Annotated in this window: 15 protein-coding genes; 8 read left to right on the forward strand and 7 right to left on the reverse strand. The window is 67.4% G+C overall.

All coding sequences use genetic code 11. From position 1 onward, the window contains the following. Window positions 1-5 precede the first annotated feature (5 nt). The 5 genes from HCC78_RS22005 to HCC78_RS22025 all read right to left on the reverse strand — a co-directional run bounded on the left by HCC78_RS22005 (window position 6) and on the right by HCC78_RS22025 (window position 4,280). Complete coding sequence (locus HCC78_RS22005) at window positions 6-353, reverse strand: hypothetical protein (protein WP_172330945.1); 348 nt, start codon at window positions 351-353, stop codon at window positions 6-8. Between the two features lies 1 nt (window position 354). Then, a complete protein-coding gene (locus HCC78_RS22010) occupies window positions 355-1,065 on the reverse strand; it encodes an ABC transporter ATP-binding protein (protein WP_172330946.1) in 711 nt (236 codons plus the stop codon). Then, the gene (locus tag HCC78_RS22015; protein WP_172330947.1) at window positions 1,062-1,841 is read right to left on the reverse strand and encodes an ABC transporter ATP-binding protein; all 780 of its coding nucleotides are present in this window, start codon (window positions 1,839-1,841) and stop codon (window positions 1,062-1,064) included. The genes HCC78_RS22010 and HCC78_RS22015 overlap by 4 nt, the downstream gene beginning before the upstream one ends. An 88-nt stretch (window positions 1,842-1,929) precedes the next feature. Next, on the reverse strand, window positions 1,930-3,111 hold the full coding sequence (locus HCC78_RS22020; RefSeq protein ID WP_172330948.1) for an ABC transporter substrate-binding protein: 1,182 nt from the start codon (window positions 3,109-3,111) through the stop codon (window positions 1,930-1,932). A 113-nt stretch (window positions 3,112-3,224) separates the two neighbouring features. Next, window positions 3,225-4,280, reverse strand: coding sequence for a GlxA family transcriptional regulator (locus HCC78_RS22025; RefSeq protein WP_172330949.1), 1,056 nt, complete (start codon window positions 4,278-4,280; stop codon window positions 3,225-3,227). Between the two features lie 181 nt (window positions 4,281-4,461). On the opposite strand from HCC78_RS22025, the gene HCC78_RS22030 reads away from it, so the two are divergent. Beyond that, on the forward strand, window positions 4,462-5,838 hold the full coding sequence (locus tag HCC78_RS22030; RefSeq protein ID WP_172330950.1) for a class II 3-deoxy-7-phosphoheptulonate synthase: 1,377 nt from the start codon (window positions 4,462-4,464) through the stop codon (window positions 5,836-5,838). 232 nt (window positions 5,839-6,070) lie between these two features. Here the strand turns inward: HCC78_RS22030 and HCC78_RS22035 are convergent, their stop codons facing one another. Next, window positions 6,071-6,823, reverse strand: coding sequence for a PAS domain-containing protein (locus HCC78_RS22035; protein ID WP_253949300.1), 753 nt, complete (start codon window positions 6,821-6,823; stop codon window positions 6,071-6,073). Window positions 6,824-6,969: 146 nt separating this feature from the next. Here HCC78_RS22035 and HCC78_RS22040 point away from each other — a divergent pair, with 146 nt between their 5' ends. From HCC78_RS22040 to HCC78_RS22050, 3 genes are read left to right on the forward strand one after another with little or no spacing between them, the layout of a single operon-like run. Beyond that, window positions 6,970-7,857, forward strand: coding sequence for an endoribonuclease YicC domain-containing protein (locus HCC78_RS22040; RefSeq protein WP_172330951.1), 888 nt, complete (start codon window positions 6,970-6,972; stop codon window positions 7,855-7,857). A 9-nt stretch (window positions 7,858-7,866) separates the two neighbouring features. After that, a complete protein-coding gene (gene gmk, locus HCC78_RS22045) occupies window positions 7,867-8,514 on the forward strand; it encodes a guanylate kinase (RefSeq protein WP_172330952.1) in 648 nt (215 codons plus the stop codon). Beyond that, the gene (locus HCC78_RS22050; RefSeq protein ID WP_172330953.1) at window positions 8,511-9,038 is read left to right on the forward strand and encodes a gamma carbonic anhydrase family protein; all 528 of its coding nucleotides are present in this window, start codon (window positions 8,511-8,513) and stop codon (window positions 9,036-9,038) included. Before gmk ends, HCC78_RS22050 begins: the two co-directional genes overlap by 4 nt. Here the strand turns inward: HCC78_RS22050 and HCC78_RS22055 are convergent. Continuing rightward, the gene (locus HCC78_RS22055; protein WP_172330954.1) at window positions 9,011-9,430 is read right to left on the reverse strand and encodes a hypothetical protein; all 420 of its coding nucleotides are present in this window, start codon (window positions 9,428-9,430) and stop codon (window positions 9,011-9,013) included. The genes HCC78_RS22050 and HCC78_RS22055 overlap by 28 nt on opposite strands. A 234-nt stretch (window positions 9,431-9,664) precedes the next feature. On the opposite strand from HCC78_RS22055, the gene HCC78_RS22060 reads away from it, so the two are divergent. The 4 genes from HCC78_RS22060 to HCC78_RS22075 form a co-directional block, all read left to right on the forward strand. Further along, complete coding sequence (locus HCC78_RS22060; protein WP_172330955.1) at window positions 9,665-10,696, forward strand: ATP-binding protein; 1,032 nt, start codon at window positions 9,665-9,667, stop codon at window positions 10,694-10,696. Window positions 10,697-10,840: 144 nt separating this feature from the next. Then, window positions 10,841-11,881: a substrate-binding domain-containing protein gene (locus HCC78_RS22065; RefSeq protein WP_172330956.1), complete on the forward strand. Its 1,041-nt coding sequence runs from the start codon at window positions 10,841-10,843 to the stop codon at window positions 11,879-11,881. A gap of 89 nt (window positions 11,882-11,970) precedes the next feature. After that, a complete protein-coding gene (pstC, locus tag HCC78_RS22070; RefSeq protein ID WP_172330957.1) occupies window positions 11,971-13,170 on the forward strand; it encodes a phosphate ABC transporter permease subunit PstC in 1,200 nt (399 codons plus the stop codon). After that, window positions 13,170-14,378 (forward strand): PstA family ABC transporter permease (locus tag HCC78_RS22075; protein WP_172330958.1); only part of this gene is annotated, 1,209 nt, incomplete at its 3' end. The genes pstC and HCC78_RS22075, both read left to right, overlap by 1 nt.

Below are 14,378 nucleotides of genomic sequence, written 5' to 3' on the forward strand. Positions count from 1 at the left end.
TGCAATCACCTTGCCTCGGCAGGGCGGCACCGGCCCTCGCGCGATAGCACCTGCGCCGCCATCTCGGGCTGGTTCACGACCATCACGGCCTTGCCGTCCGGGCCGATGTCGATGATCGCGTTTCGGCCGAATTCGAAGATCTCGTCGCTGGAGAAGCTGGTCCAGACACCACGCCTCTCTATCCGGAAGGGCGCGTCGCGTTCGCTGTCGGAGCGCATCAGGGCGAAGCCGTCGACCGCGGCCGCGGTCAGCTCCAGGTCGAGTCGGCTGTCGAAGGGGTTGCGGCCGTCGACCGAGGCAGTGACGAAGGAACAGGCGATGCCGGAGGCGGCAAGGGCGGAGAGCACGTCCATCTCAGCCCCCGAGGAAGCTCTGCCGGACATGGCTGTCCGCCAGCAGTGCCGCGCCGGTATCGGTGAAGCGGTTCGCGCCCTGCACGAGGACAAAGCCGGTATCCGCGATTTCGAGCGCTTGCCGCGCGTTCTGCTCGACCATCAGGATCGAGATGCCGGTGCGGGCAACCTCGATGATCCGGTCGAAAAGCTCGTCCATGACGATCGGGCTGACCCCGGCCGTGGGCTCGTCGAGCATCAGCAGCTGCGGCTTCGTCATCAGCGCGCGGCCGACGGCGACCTGCTGGCGCTGGCCGCCCGAGAGTTCGCCCGCGGCCTGGTAGCGCTTGTCGCGGAGGATCGGAAACAGGTCGTAGACCTGCTCGATGGTCGGGCGGATGTCGTCGCGGCGCAGGAAGCCGCCCATCTCCAGGTTCTCTTCGACCGTCATCGACGGGAAGATGTTGTGGGTCTGGGGGACGAAGCCCATGCCGGCGGCAACGCGGGCCTGCGGGCTGAGGGCAGTGATGTCCCGGCCGCCCAGCGTGACCCGGCCCTCGCGCAGTGGCAGCATGCCGAAGACCGCCTTCATCGCGGTCGATTTCCCGGCGCCGTTCGGGCCGACGATCACCGCGATCCGGCCCTTGTCCACCGACAGGTTGCAGCCGTGCAGGATGTCGGCCGAACCGTAGCCGCCGCGCATGCCGGCGGCGTTCAGGAAGGGTTCGCTCATGAGGCGGCAACCTTGTTCTTGAGCCCGGTGCCGAGATAGGCCTCGATCACGTCCGGATTGGCCTTGATCTCGGCGATCGTGCCCTCCGCCAGCACCGTGCCCTCGGCCATGCAGATGACCGGGTCGCAGAGGCGGCCGATGAAATCCATGTCGTGCTCGATCATGCAGAACGTGTAGCCGCGCTCCTGGTTGAGGCGGAGGATGGCGTCGCCGATGGTGTTCAGCAACGTGCGGTTCACCCCGGCGCCGACCTCGTCGAGAAAGACGATCCTGGCATCGACCATCATGGTGCGGCCGAGTTCCAGAAGCTTCTTCTGGCCGCCGGAGAGATTGCCGGCCTTCTCATCTGCGAGATGGTCGATTGTCAGGAATTCAAGGACTTCGTCGGCCTTCTTCATGTTAGCCCGCTCTTCCGCGGCGATGCGGCGGCGGTTTGCCCAGGTGTTCCAGAGCGTCTCGCCCGACTGTTCCGCCGGGACCATCATCAGGTTTTCCCGCACGGTCAGGGAGGAGAATTCATGCGCGATCTGGAAGGTCCGCAGCAGCCCCTTGTGGAACAGCTGGTGCGGGGCAAGTCCGGTAATGTCCTCGCCGCCCATGGAGACGGTGCCCGAGGTTGGCTTAAGAACGCCCGCTATGCAGTTGAAAAGCGTTGTCTTTCCTGCGCCGTTCGGGCCGATCAGACCGGTGATCGAGCCCTCCCGTATGGTCAGGGATGCGCCGTTGACGGCATGGAAGCCGCCGAAGCGCATGACGAGATTGTCGACGGATATCATGTGCGGGCCCCATCCCGGAACGCGTGATCGCTGGCCGCTAGCAGCAGTCCGGAGCCCGGGCAAGGTGCCCGGACCCCGGAACGTGGCGTCAGCGGTAGCCGACGGTGACGATCTCGCCGCCTTCGATGGTGACCTCGCGGAAGCGGCCGGAGGCTTCGCCCGGGCCGATCAGCTCGACGTCGGAGGCGCCGACATAGTCGATGTCGCCGCCGCCCGCGAGGATCTCCAGGCCCTTGGCAAGCTCGCCGGGATAGATCTTCTCGCCCGGCGCGTTGGCGACTTCCATGACCTTTTCCTTGTAGGCCGAGGCGTCCGCGGACCCCGCGGCCTGCATCGCCAGCATGATCAGCGCGGCGGCGTCATAGCCTTCCTTGGCATAGACCTGCGAGCCGTCGAATCCTGCCGCCTCGGCTAGGCTGTCGAAGGTCGCGCCGCCTTCGGAGTCCGAGCCCGGCAGCTGGCCGAAGGAGCCGTCGATGTCGCTGCCGAATTTCTCGGTCAGGGAGGGGGCGACCATGCCGTCGGGCAGCACGAAGGTGTCGAAGGCGCCGGTGTCGAGCGCCGACTGGATGATGCCCGAGCCGCCCTCGTCGACATAGCCCGCCACGACCAGCGCCTCGCCGCCGGCCGAGGCCAGCGCGCCGACCTCCGCGGAATAGTCGCCCTTGCCGTCGTCATGCGGCGCGACGATGGTCACGGTGCCGCCGGCCGCCTCGAAGGCGGACTGGAAGCTGTCGGCCAGGCCCTTGCCGTAGTCGTTGTTGGTATAGGTCACGGCGACCTCGGTCAGGCCGTGTTCCTTGATGATGTCGGCCATCACCACAGACTGGCGCGCATCCGAGGGCGCGGTGCGGAAGAACAGGCCGTTGTCCTCGACCGTCGACAGGCCCGGCGAGGTCGCGGAGGGAGAGATCATCACGACGCCGTTGGGGATGGCGACGTTGGCCAGGACCGCGCCGGTCGCGCCCGAGCACATCGCGCCGACGATGCCGGCCACGCCCTCGGCGGTCACCAGCCGTTCGCCCGCGGCGGTGGCGGCGGAGGCGTCGACGCAGGTGGAGTCGCCGCGCACCGGGGTCACGGTCTCGCCGCCGAGGAGCTTGCCGCTGTCCGACGCCTCGGAAAGGGCCATCTCCGCGCCGCTCGCGATCGGGCCTGCAACGGATTCCAGCGGGCCGGTGAAGCCCAGCAGCACGCCGATCTTGACCTCGGCATGGGCGGCTCCGGCAAGCAGCGCGAGCATGGCGCTGGCGGACAGAAGCGATTTCATGGCTGACTCCCTGTTTTCAGCATGTTTGGCCGGAGGCTAGACCCAAGCCTGCGCGAAGAAAAGGCTTTCGCGCGGATGCCGCTGCGGCCGGACATGCGGCAGAATGGGCGCGCTCAGTCGGGCAGGCCCTCGGCGCCCGCCTCCCAGTCCTCGGCCCCTTCCGGCGCCTCGGCGTCGCGGGCCGCGCCATGGGCGCCGCGCTCGCGGTAGGGGGTGGCGCCGTATTGGGCACGGTAGCACTTGGAGAAATGCGAGGGCGAGGCGAAGCCCGAGGCCAGCGCCACGTTGATCACGCTCATGTCGGTCTGCAGGAGCAGGTTGCGCGCCTTCTGCAGGCGCAGCTCCATGTAGTAGCGCTTGGGCGAGCGGGCGAGATAGCGGCGGAACAGCCGTTCCAGCTGGCGGGTGGAGAGCCCGGCGTCGCGGGCGAGGATGGTTGGGCTGACCGGCTCCTCGATATTGGCCTCCATCCGCTGGATGACCTCGGAGAGCTTGGCATGGCGCACGCCGATCCGCGAGGGCACAGACAGGCGCTGCACGTCCTGGTCGGTGCGGATCGCGGAATAGATCATCTGGTCGGCGACCGCCGCGGCGGTTTCGGGCCCGTGGTCGCGGGCGATCAGGCTCAGCATCATGTCGATGACGGCGGTCCCGCCCGCGCAGGTCAGCCGGTTGCCGTCATGGGCGAAGACCGCCTTCGACAGCAGGACGTCGGCGAATTCCTCGGCGAAGCTCTCGTTGTTCTCCCAGTGGATGGTCGCGCGGCGGTTGTCGAGCAGCCCCGCGCGCGCCAGCGCGTAGGCGCCGGTGCAGATGCCCGCGATCGTGCCGCCGCGGCGCGCCTCGCGGCGCAGCCACGAGATCAGCGCGGGCGGCGCATGCTCGCGGATGTCCAGCCCGCCGCAGATCACGATCATGTCGCCGTGGCGGGTTTCGGGCAGGGGGCCGTCCACCCGGAAGACCGCGCCCGCCGAACAGGCCGTGTCCGCCCCGCCGCAGGAGACCATGGTCCAGCTGTAGAGCGTTTCGCCCGCCACCATGTTGGCGATGCGCAGGCATTCGAGCGCGCCGGCATGGCTGATCAGGGTGAACTCGGGCACCAGCACGAAGACGATGCGCTGCGGGCTGTCCTGCGCAGGTGCGGGGCGGGAAGGGGGGGTGCGCGCCATGGGTCTGATGCCGGTGGGAAAAACGATGCGGCAGCGAAGCAGGTTTGCCGCGGCGGCGCAAGATCCAGCGGCACGCGGCACGCCTGGCACGGCCATGTTTTGGTTGACACTGGGGGCATCTGCCCGCAGAGGATGCGGACCCTGCGTGACCCGCGCAGGCCATGGACAAAGGGAGAGAACCATGACCAAGGGTTGGAACAAGTCGGACTGGAGAGCATTGCCGCGGGTGCAGATGCCGGACTATCCCGACGCGGCCGCGCTGGAGGCCGTGGAGGCCCGGCTCGCCAAGTATCCGCCCCTGGTCTTTGCCGGCGAGGCGCGCACGCTGCGCCAGAAGCTGGGCCTGGCCGCGAAGGGCGAGGCGTTCCTGCTCCAGGGCGGCGACTGCGCCGAGAGCTTCCAGGAGTTCGGCGCGGATTCGATCCGCGACACCTTCAAGGTGATGCTGCAGATGGCGATGGTGCTGACCTTCGGCGCCAAGGTGCCGGTGATCAAGGTCGGCCGCGTCGCGGGCCAGTTCGCCAAGCCGCGTTCTGCTCCGATGGAGACCGTGGACGGCGTCGAGCTGCCGAGCTACCGCGGCGACATCATCAACGACATCGACTTCACGCCGGAAGCGCGCATTCCCGATCCGCAGCGGATGCTGCAGGCCTACACCCAGGCCGCGGCCTCGCTGAACCTGCTGCGCGCCTTCTCCCAGGGCGGCTATGCCGACATGCACCAGGTCCACACCTGGACGCTGGGCTTCACCGACGGCGAGAAGGCCGAGAAGTACCGCGCCATGGCGGAGCGCATCTCCGAGGCGCTGGCCTTCATGGACGCGGCCGGCGTCACCAAGGAAGCCACCCAGGCCGTCGGCACGGTGGATTTCTTCACCAGCCACGAGGCGCTGCTGCTGGAATACGAAGAGGCGCTCTGCCGGATCGACTCTACCTCGGGCAAGCCGGTGGCAGGCTCGGGCCACATGATCTGGATCGGCGACCGCACCCGCCAGCCGGACGGCGCGCATGTCAAGTTCTGCCAGGGCGTGATCAACCCGATCGGCCTGAAATGCGGGCCCACCACCACCTCCGAGGATCTGAAGGTCCTGATGGAGAAGCTGAACCCGCTGAACGATCCGGGCCGCCTGACCCTGATCGCGCGCTTCGGGGCGGGCAAGGTGGACGACCACCTGCCGCGGCTGATCGAGACCGTCCGCGCCGAGGGCGCCAATGTCGTCTGGTCCTGCGACCCGATGCACGGCAACACGGTCAAGTCGGCCTCCGGCTACAAGACCCGTCCCTTCGAGGCGGTGCTGGGCGAGGTGCAGGACTTCTTCCGCGTGCACCGCGAGATGGGCACCATCCCGGGCGGCGTGCATTTCGAGATGACCGGCAAGGACGTGACCGAATGCACCGGCGGCGTGCGCGCCGTGACCGATGCGGACCTGTCTAGCCGCTACCACACCGCCTGCGACCCGCGCCTGAACGCGAGCCAGTCGCTGGAGCTGGCCTTCCTCGTCGCCGAGGAGCTGAACACGCTCCACCAGGAGCGCCACCGCACTGCCGCCGTGTCCTGATCCCGGGACCGCAGCACCGAAACATGCAGGCGCCGTCCCTTCGGGGGCGGCGCCTTGCGTTTCTGGGCTGCTGCGGAAACAGCGGCGCCCTCCGTCACGGGGCGGAGGGCGCGGCCGGAGCCTGCCTGCACGGCTCCGGAGGCGCGCCGTCCGGGCAACCGTCCTCGGGCCGCCCAGGTGAAGGACAGCAGCCTGCGGGAACGGCCGCCGCATGGCGGCGCGGAAGGGAAGATCAGTCTTCGGACGTCACCACGCGCAGCCACGGCACGCGGGTCGGCTTGCCCGGCTTGCCGTCGCTGCCGGTGGCGGAATTTCCGAAGGGAGCCTTGTCCTCGGCGAAGCCGCTGAGCGGAAGGGCCGGTTTCGGCGCGTCCTCGGCGCGGCGGTTCTTCAGCGTGAGGCCGGTTTTCAGGAGCGGAGCGCTGGCGGGCTCGATGCCTGCGATCAGGGGCTCGACGCTCATTTCGGTAACGGAGAAGCGGCGGGGGGTGCGTCCGATTTCGCCGTCATAGACCAGGCAGCCAAGGGCGCGGCTGACATCGCCGAGATCGGATTTCAGGGGCAGGATCAGAAGCTGGGCTTCGTTCTGCGGCTTGCCGATGCCACGCTCGGCAAGAAGGTCGAACCGTGCAATGGACGGCTCCTCGAATACGTGTTCCAGCGCGTCGGATACCTGCCGGCGCGCATCAGGTACGAAGAAGCTGGTCAGCGGCATGCCGCGGACTTCCATGCCCATCAGGTCGTTGAGATGCATGCCGGCCAGGCGGAAGCGGGCCATTCCGGGGGCGATCCGCTCGAGGATGAAGGCGTATTCCAGCGCACGGTCGATGCCGCGGGGATCCACATCCGAGCGGTTGGGAACTACTCGGCCGTTGCGCAGGCCGTGCCAGTAGGCTTCGAGTTGTGAGATTGCGCTGTGCTGCATCGTAGTTTTGTAGGATTTCAGAGATACGATGTCTTGATCCTGGGTCCCGTCGTTCGCCATGTCCTGCCCGTTCCGCTTGAATTTAACACATATGCGATGCGACGCCTAAGGAGATTTGCGCGGTTGCGGCGCGACGCATCAGGTTGAACCGAATATGGCATGAATTTGAGACAATTGCCCTTGCTATCCTAAGGATTGGTTAATCAATGACCCTCTCCTCGATGACCGGCTTTGCGGTTCAGGACGTTGCGATCGGCGACGAGATCTGGAGCTGGAGCCTGCGCTCCGCGGCCGGGCGCGGCATCTCGCTGGAGCTGCGCCTGGCGGAGGGCTGCGAGTCGCTGGAACCGGCGGTGCGCAGCCTGGCCGCGGCCGCACTGCAGCGCGGCCATGTCGACATCGCGCTGCGCCCGCCTCCGGCCGCCGCGGCACGGATGCCGGAGGCGCAGGAACTGTCGCGGATGCTCTCGGACATCGCCGCCCTGGAGATGGCCGCGCTCAAGGCCGGGGTGAAGCTGTCGCGCGCCAGCGCCTCGGACCTGCTGTTCAACTGCACGGCGGGCCGCAGGCGGCCGCGGCTGTCCCCCGGCGGCGCGGCCGAGGAGGCGCTGCTGGGCGGGCTCGAATCCGCGCTGGCCGCGCTGGGGCGGATGCGCCGCGCCGAGGGACGGGGACTGGCGCGCAAGCTGGCGATCCAGCTCGACCATCTCGACGCGCTGCTGCAGCGCGCCCGCGTGCTGGACAAGGAACGCGGGCTGCACTTGGCCGACCAGTTCGCCGCCGCCGTCCGGCGGGTGCTGCAGCAAGCGTCCGAAGCCGATCCGGGACGGCTGGAGCACGAGCTGGCCGCGCTGGCCGCCCGCGCCGACATCCGCGAGGAGCTGGGGCGGCTCGAGGCGCATGCGCTGGAGGCGCGCGGGCTGGCGGGGCAGGCCGGTCCCGCCGGGCGGCGGCTGCAGCTGGTCGCGGAGGAGCTCGACCGCGAGGCAGACCGCCTGCGGGAGAAGGCCCATTTCGCCGAACTGACCCGGCTCGGGCTTGACCTCAAGACGGCCATAGACCAATTGCGCGTCCACATAGACAACGTGGAGTAGACCGGACCGATGCCAAGCCCCATTCGCCGCGGCCTTCTGATCATCCTCTCCTCGCCCTCGGGCGCGGGGAAATCGACGCTGGCCCGCAGGCTGAGGGCCTGGGACGCCAATATCGGATTCTCGGTCTCGGCGACCACCCGCGCGCCGCGCCCGGGCGAGACCGACGGCGTCGACTACCATTTCCGCTCGCGCGAGGAATTCCGCGATATGGTCGACAGGAACGAGATGCTGGAGCATGCAGAGGTCTTCGGCAATCTCTACGGCTCGCCAGCCGGGCCGGTCTTCGACGCGATGAACGAAGGCCATGACGTGCTCTTCGACATCGACTGGCAGGGCGGACAGCAGGTGCGCAACTCGGCCCGCGCCGAGGACGTGGTGTCGATCTTCGTGCTGCCGCCCTCGATCGCCGAGCTCCACCGGCGCCTGGAGGCGCGCGCCCAGGACAGCGCCGAGACCATCGCCAAGCGCATGGCGCGCTCCCGCGACGAAATCAGCCATTGGGCCGAATACGATTACGTGCTCATCAATAACGACATCGACAAGGCGGAGATGGAACTGCGCGCCATCGTCACCGCCGAGCGGCTGCGCCGGTCGCGCCAGCCCGACCTGATCCACCGCGTGCGCGCGCTGAACGAGGAATTCGAGGCCAGCCTATGACGCTCTACGCCCTTGGCGACCACGCACCGCGCTTTCCGGAAAACGGCGATTTCTGGGTCGCGCCCGATGCCAACCTGATCGGCAAGGTCGTGCTGGAAGAGGGCGCCTCGGTGTGGTTCGGCTGCACGCTCAGGGGCGACAACGAGACGATCACGGTGGGCCGCGGCAGCAACGTGCAGGAAAACTGCGTGATGCATACCGACATGGGCTATCCGCTGACAATCGGGGCGAACTGCACGATCGGCCACAAGGCGATGCTGCATGGCTGCACCATCGGCGAGCAGTCGCTGATCGGCATGGGGGCGACGATCCTCAACGGCGCGAAGATCGGCCGGAACTGCCTGATCGGCGCAGGCGCGCTGATCGGCGAGGGCAAGGAAATCCCGGACGGCTCGCTGGTGATGGGCATGCCGGGCAAGGTCGTGCGGGACCTGACGCCCGTGCAGATCGCGGGCCTGCTGAAATCCGCCGAGAGCTATGCCGCGAGGATGCGGGTCTACCGCGACGGGCTACGCCCGCTCTGACCCAGGCAGGGCAGGATCCACAGCTGCAGCGCCTGCTTCGGGAAGGCGCTGGCCATCTCGCGGCGAACGACCTCCGGATCGGGCAGATCCGCCGCCATCAGGCACAGCGTCGTCTTCAGTCCCGCCATGCGGATCATCCGGGCCAGATCGTAGCAATCGTGGTCCTCGGCCATCGGGCGGCAGATGAGGATCGGCGGCCGCAGCGCCTTCAGCAGCGCAGGCGTCAGCGCCGCGAAGGGAATTTCACGCAGGCCAGTTACTTCGGGGCGCAGCTGCGCCAGTTCCTCGGAGAGCGCCGGGTCGCCGACGAGGATGCCGCGGGGCGGGAGTCCCGCCTCTGGGTCGATTTCCGCAGGCCGGACAAAGGCAACAATTTTCGCAGTCCTGACCATGATTTGCGGCTCCAAGCAGTGCATTCCCGGGGCGGCTCCCGGACCCTCCGCAACCGGCCCCGCGAAACAGCGGGCAGGGTGAGAGGACACATTGTCGCGCAAATGCGAAACATATACAATATATATGTTCGTTTCGCACCTGGGGACCCGGCCGCCATGGCCGCGGCGCGTGTCGCACTGGTCCCGCGGGCGCGGCTCGGCTAAGTCCGGCGGGGACAACAGACGGGACCGCCCATGACCGCCCAGCCGCCTTTCGCCATCCTCTCGGCCGTGCCGATGCCGATCGTCGTCACCGACGCGCGCGAACGCGTGCTCGCGGTGAACCCGCCCGCAACCGAGCTTCTGGGGAAGAACCAGGTCGGCCACCATGTCGTGACGGTGATCCGCCAGCCGCCCGTCCTGCACGCGATCAGCGAATGCCTGGGGCAGGGGCTGCAGACCGAGGCGCGCTATGTCCAGAAGGACCATGTGCACGAGACGCTCTACCGGGTGATCTGCACGCCGGTCGAGGGCGGCGGCGTGCTGGTGAGCTTCCAGGATGTCACCTCGCAGGAGACCGCCGGGCAGATGCGTCGGGATTTCGTCGCCAACGTCAGCCACGAGCTTCGCACGCCGCTGACCTCGATCCAGGGCTTCATCGAGACGCTGCAGGGCCCGGCCCGCGGCGACGCGGCAGCGGCGGAGCGGTTCCTGGCGACCATGGCGAAGGAGGCCGAGCGGATGATCCGGCTGGTCAGCGACCTGCTCTCGCTCAGCCAGGTCGAGGGCGAGGAACGCATCCGACCGACCGAACGGGTCGAGCTGCACGGCATCCTGAAATCCGTCATCCGCTCGCTCGGCCCAGTGGCCGATGCCGCAGGCGTGGAGATGGCAATCGAGGGCGGGACGGAGGAACTGTGGCTGCGCGGCGATCCCGACCAGCTGGTGCAGGTCTTCACCAACCTCGCCGAGAACGCGGTCAAGTACGGCGGCGACGGCGGCAAGGTGGTGCTGTCGGTCCATGACGTGGCGCGGGACCCGATCCTCGGGCGCGGCGCGGTGCGCGTCGACGTGCGCGATTTCGGCCAGGGATTCGACGAGATGCACACCCACCGGCTGACCGAGCGGTTCTACCGGGTCGACAGCCACCGCTCGCGCGCGGTGGGGGGAACCGGACTTGGCCTGGCCATCGTCAAGCATATCGTGAACCGCCACAAGGGACGGCTCAGAATCGAAAGCGAAATCGGCAAGGGCAGCTGCTTCTCGGTGCTCCTTCCCGCCGGCTGAGCCGTCGTGGCGGATTTCCGCGACGGAACCGGCGGCTGTCATAAAACGGTTACAAAAGTGTCACAAAAGGGATATCGGGCGCCTTTAAGGGCGGTCACGCGTTTCCTGCGGGAGCGTGCCATACTTCCTAGCTGGAGCATCCACATGAAAACCGTGAAGCTGAGCGCCTCCATCCTGGCGATCGCTGCCGTGTCCGCAACCGCCGCTGCCGCACGCGACACCGTGCAGATTGCCGGTTCGTCGACCGTTCTGCCTTACGCCTCCATCGTTGCCGAGGCCTTCGGCGAGAACATGGGTTTCCCGACTCCGGTCGTGCAGTCCGGCGGCTCCTCGGCCGGCCTGAAGCAGTTCTGCGAAGGCGTGGGCGAGAACACCATCGACATCGCGAACGCCTCGCGCGCCATCCGCGAAAAAGAGATCAAGACCTGCGCCGACAACGGCGTGACCGAGATCATGGAAGTCCGCATCGGCTATGACGGCATCGTCTTCGCCAACGAGATCTCCGATCCGGAATTCGCCTTCGCCCCGGCCGACTGGTACAAGGCGCTGGCAGCCGAGCTGCCGGTCGACGGCGCAATGGTCGCCAACCCGAACACCTCCTGGAACACCGTGAACCCCGACTTCGCCGATCTGGCGATCAAGGCCTTCATCCCGGGCACCAAGCACGGCACCCGCGAAGTCTTCGAAGAGAAGGTGATCCTCGCAGGCTGCGAAGAGTCCGGCGCGATGGAAGCCATCATGGGCATCAACGGCGGCGACGAGAAGGCGGCCGAAGAGGCCTGCATGAACATCCGCACCGACGGCGCCGCGGTCGACATCGACGGCGACTACACCGAGACCCTGACTTCGATCCAGGGCGAAGAAGGTGCCTTCGGCGTGTTCGGCCTGGCGTTCTACGAGAACAACACCAACATCATCAAGGTTGCGACCATGTCCGGCATCGCACCCTCGACCGAGACCATCGCTTCGGGCGAATACCCGGTGTCCCGCCCGCTGTTCTTCTACGTCAAGAAGCAGCATATCGGCGAGATCCCCGGCCTGAAGGAATACGCCGAGTTCTTCGTCTCCGACATGGTTGCCGGTCCGCAGGGCCCGCTGGCGGCCTACGGCCTGGTCTCCGACCCCGAGCTGTCCGGTACCCAGAAGGCGGTCGCCGACGAAGTGACCATGGGCTCCGGCTCGTAATCGCGCGGCAGCCATGACATGACGGAGCGGCCGCGAACCAGCGCGGCCGCTTCCTTTTCCGGGTCCATGACAGTCCAGACGGTAGGCATATGGCTCTTTCGTATTTCGTGATACTTCTCCTGGCTCTCTCGGCCGCGGGTTACGTCCTGGGGCGCCGGAAGGCGCTGGCCGCTGCCGGCGGCGAGACCCGGGCCCTCCATTCCCTCCTGTCCTTCTACGGCTGGAACGTCGCGCTTGCCGCCTTCCTGCCGGGCATCGTCATTCTCGCTCTCTGGGGCCTGTTCGGAAGCTCGCTGGCGGGCGGCCTGTCCTGGCTCGGCGGGGTGCTCGCCCTTGCCGGGGCTGCTGCTAGCGCCTTCGCAGCCTTCGCCGCCATCGCACCCGATTTCCGCGCGCGCAACAGCGTCGAGGCCAAGGTCAAGGGCATCCTGATCTTCTGCTCCTCGGTGGCGATCCTGACGACGCTCGGCATCGTGCTGTCGATGCTGTTCGAAACCGGCACCTTCTTCTCGCAGTATTCCTGGAGCCACTTCTTCTTCGGCACCGAATGGACGCCGCGCTTTTCCGGCAATTCCGAACTGGGGATGCTGCCGCTCCTCTGGGGCACGCTCTACGTCTCCTTCATCGCGCTCTGCGTTTCGGTTCCGATCGGGCTCTTCGCGGCGATCTACCTGTCCGAATACGCCAGCCCCGGCATCCGCGCGGTCGCCAAGCCCGCGATCGAGGTGCTGGCAGGCATCCCGACCATCGTCTACGGCCTCTTCGCGCTGATCACCGTCGGCCCGCTGCTGCGCGACTACTTCGCCGGGCCGCTGGGCATCGGCGACAGCTCGCGCTCGGTGATGACGGCCGGTCTGGTCATGGGCATCATGCTGATCCCCTTCGTCTCCTCGCTCAGCGACGACATCATCAACGCAGTGCCGCAAAGCTTGCGCGACGGCTCCTACGGGCTGGGTGCCACGCGGTCCGAAACCATCAAGCAGGTGATCGTTCCCGCCGCGCTGCCCGGCATCGTCGGCGCCGTGCTGCTGGCGGCATCGCGCGCCATCGGCGAGACAATGATCGTGGTGCTCGGAGCAGGGGCCGCGGCCCAGCTCAGCCTCAACCCGTTCGAGGCCATGACCACCATCACCGTCAAGATCGTCTCGCAGCTGACCGGCGACACCGACTTCGCCTCGCCCGAGACGCTCGTCGCCTTCGCGCTCGGCATCACGCTCTTCGTGCTGACGCTGTGCCTCAACATCCTGGCGCTCTACATCGTGCGCAAGTACCGGGAGCAGTACGACTAATGGCCGATATCTCCGCATCCCCCGCAGGCGTGCCCGGCAAGAGCTCGCTCTACACCGAAAGCGAGCGCACCAAGAGCCGCAACGCCGCCGAGAAGCGCTTCAAGATCTACGGCATGCTGGCCGTCGGCGTCGGCGTCGTCGCGCTGGTCTGCCTTCTGGCTTCGATCCTGACGAGCGGCCTCAGCGCGTTCAAGCAGACCTACCTGACCGCCGAGATCTACCTCGACCCGGCCGTGGTGGACCCGCAGGGCAACCGCGACCCCGAGGAAATGGCCAAGGTCTTCACCTTCGGCTACCAGCCGCTGATCCAGGGCTCGCTGCAGGCACAGGCCGAGGAACTGGCTGCCGGTCCGGCGCCGGAAATCACCCCGCAGCTCCTGGCCGCGATGGTATCCTCCGCGGCGCCCGCGACGCTGCGCGACTACGTGCTGGCCAATCCGGACCAGGTGGGCGAAACCATCGAGTTCAACTTCCTCGCCAATGCCCGGATCGACCAATATCTCAAGGGCAAGGTCACCCGCGAATCCGCCGCGCTCGACAGCCGCGTGGACATCGCCCAGCTGAACGCCGCGGACGAGCTGGTCGCGCTCGGCCAGATGGAGAAGCGGTTCAACTGGGACTTCATCTTGGGACCGGACGCCTCCGAGAACCGCCCCGAGGCCGCAGGCATCGGCGTCGCGCTGATCGGCTCGGCCTACATGATGCTGATCGTGCTCTTCGTCGCCGTCCCGATCGGCGTCGGCGCCTCGATCTATCTCGAGGAATTCGCGAAGAAGAACTGGCTGACCGACATCATCGAGGTGAACATCTCGAACCTCGCGGCTGTCCCGTCGATCGTCTTCGGCATCCTCGGCCTCGCGGTCTTCATCAACTTCATGCACCTGCCGATCTCCTCGCCGCTGGTGGGCGGCCTGGTGCTGACGCTGATGACGCTGCCCACGATCATCATCGCGACCCGTGCCGCGCTGAAATCCATCCCGCCCTCGATCCGCGACGCGGCCCTCGGCGTCGGCGCCTCGAAGATGCAGGCGGTGTTCCACCACGTTCTGCCGCTGGCGATGCCGGGCATCCTGACGGGCACGATCATCGGCCTCGCGCAGGCGCTCGGCGAGACCGCGCCGCTGCTGCTGATCGGGATGGTGGCCTTCGTGCGCGAATTTCCCGAGGGCATCCTCGATCCGGCCGTGGGCCTTCCGGTCCAGGTCTAC

The organism is Mangrovicoccus sp. HB161399, from assembly GCF_013184745.1.
Lineage (GTDB): Bacteria > Pseudomonadota > Alphaproteobacteria > Rhodobacterales > Rhodobacteraceae > Mangrovicoccus.

Bases quoted from the DNA above. Each gene is read 5' to 3' on its own strand.
- HCC78_RS22005 (WP_172330945.1), bottom strand. From the start codon at position 353: ATGGACGTGCTCTCCGCCCTTGCCGCCTCCGGCATCGCCTGTTCCTTC.
- HCC78_RS22010 (WP_172330946.1), bottom strand. From the start codon at position 1,065: ATGAGCGAACCCTTCCTGAACGCCGCCGGCATGCGCGGCGGCTACGGT.
- HCC78_RS22015 (WP_172330947.1), bottom strand. From the start codon at position 1,841: ATGATATCCGTCGACAATCTCGTCATGCGCTTCGGCGGCTTCCATGCC.
- HCC78_RS22020 (WP_172330948.1), bottom strand. From the start codon at position 3,111: ATGAAATCGCTTCTGTCCGCCAGCGCCATGCTCGCGCTGCTTGCCGGA.
- HCC78_RS22025 (WP_172330949.1), bottom strand. From the start codon at position 4,280: ATGGCGCGCACCCCCCCTTCCCGCCCCGCACCTGCGCAGGACAGCCCG.
- HCC78_RS22030 (WP_172330950.1), top strand. From the start codon at position 4,462: ATGACCAAGGGTTGGAACAAGTCGGACTGGAGAGCATTGCCGCGGGTG.
- HCC78_RS22035 (WP_253949300.1), bottom strand. From the start codon at position 6,823: ATGGCGAACGACGGGACCCAGGATCAAGACATCGTATCTCTGAAATCC.
- HCC78_RS22040 (WP_172330951.1), top strand. From the start codon at position 6,970: ATGACCCTCTCCTCGATGACCGGCTTTGCGGTTCAGGACGTTGCGATC.
- gmk (WP_172330952.1), top strand. From the start codon at position 7,867: ATGCCAAGCCCCATTCGCCGCGGCCTTCTGATCATCCTCTCCTCGCCC.
- HCC78_RS22050 (WP_172330953.1), top strand. From the start codon at position 8,511: ATGACGCTCTACGCCCTTGGCGACCACGCACCGCGCTTTCCGGAAAAC.
- HCC78_RS22055 (WP_172330954.1), bottom strand. From the start codon at position 9,430: ATGGTCAGGACTGCGAAAATTGTTGCCTTTGTCCGGCCTGCGGAAATC.
- HCC78_RS22060 (WP_172330955.1), top strand. From the start codon at position 9,665: ATGACCGCCCAGCCGCCTTTCGCCATCCTCTCGGCCGTGCCGATGCCG.
- HCC78_RS22065 (WP_172330956.1), top strand. From the start codon at position 10,841: ATGAAAACCGTGAAGCTGAGCGCCTCCATCCTGGCGATCGCTGCCGTG.
- pstC (WP_172330957.1), top strand. From the start codon at position 11,971: ATGGCTCTTTCGTATTTCGTGATACTTCTCCTGGCTCTCTCGGCCGCG.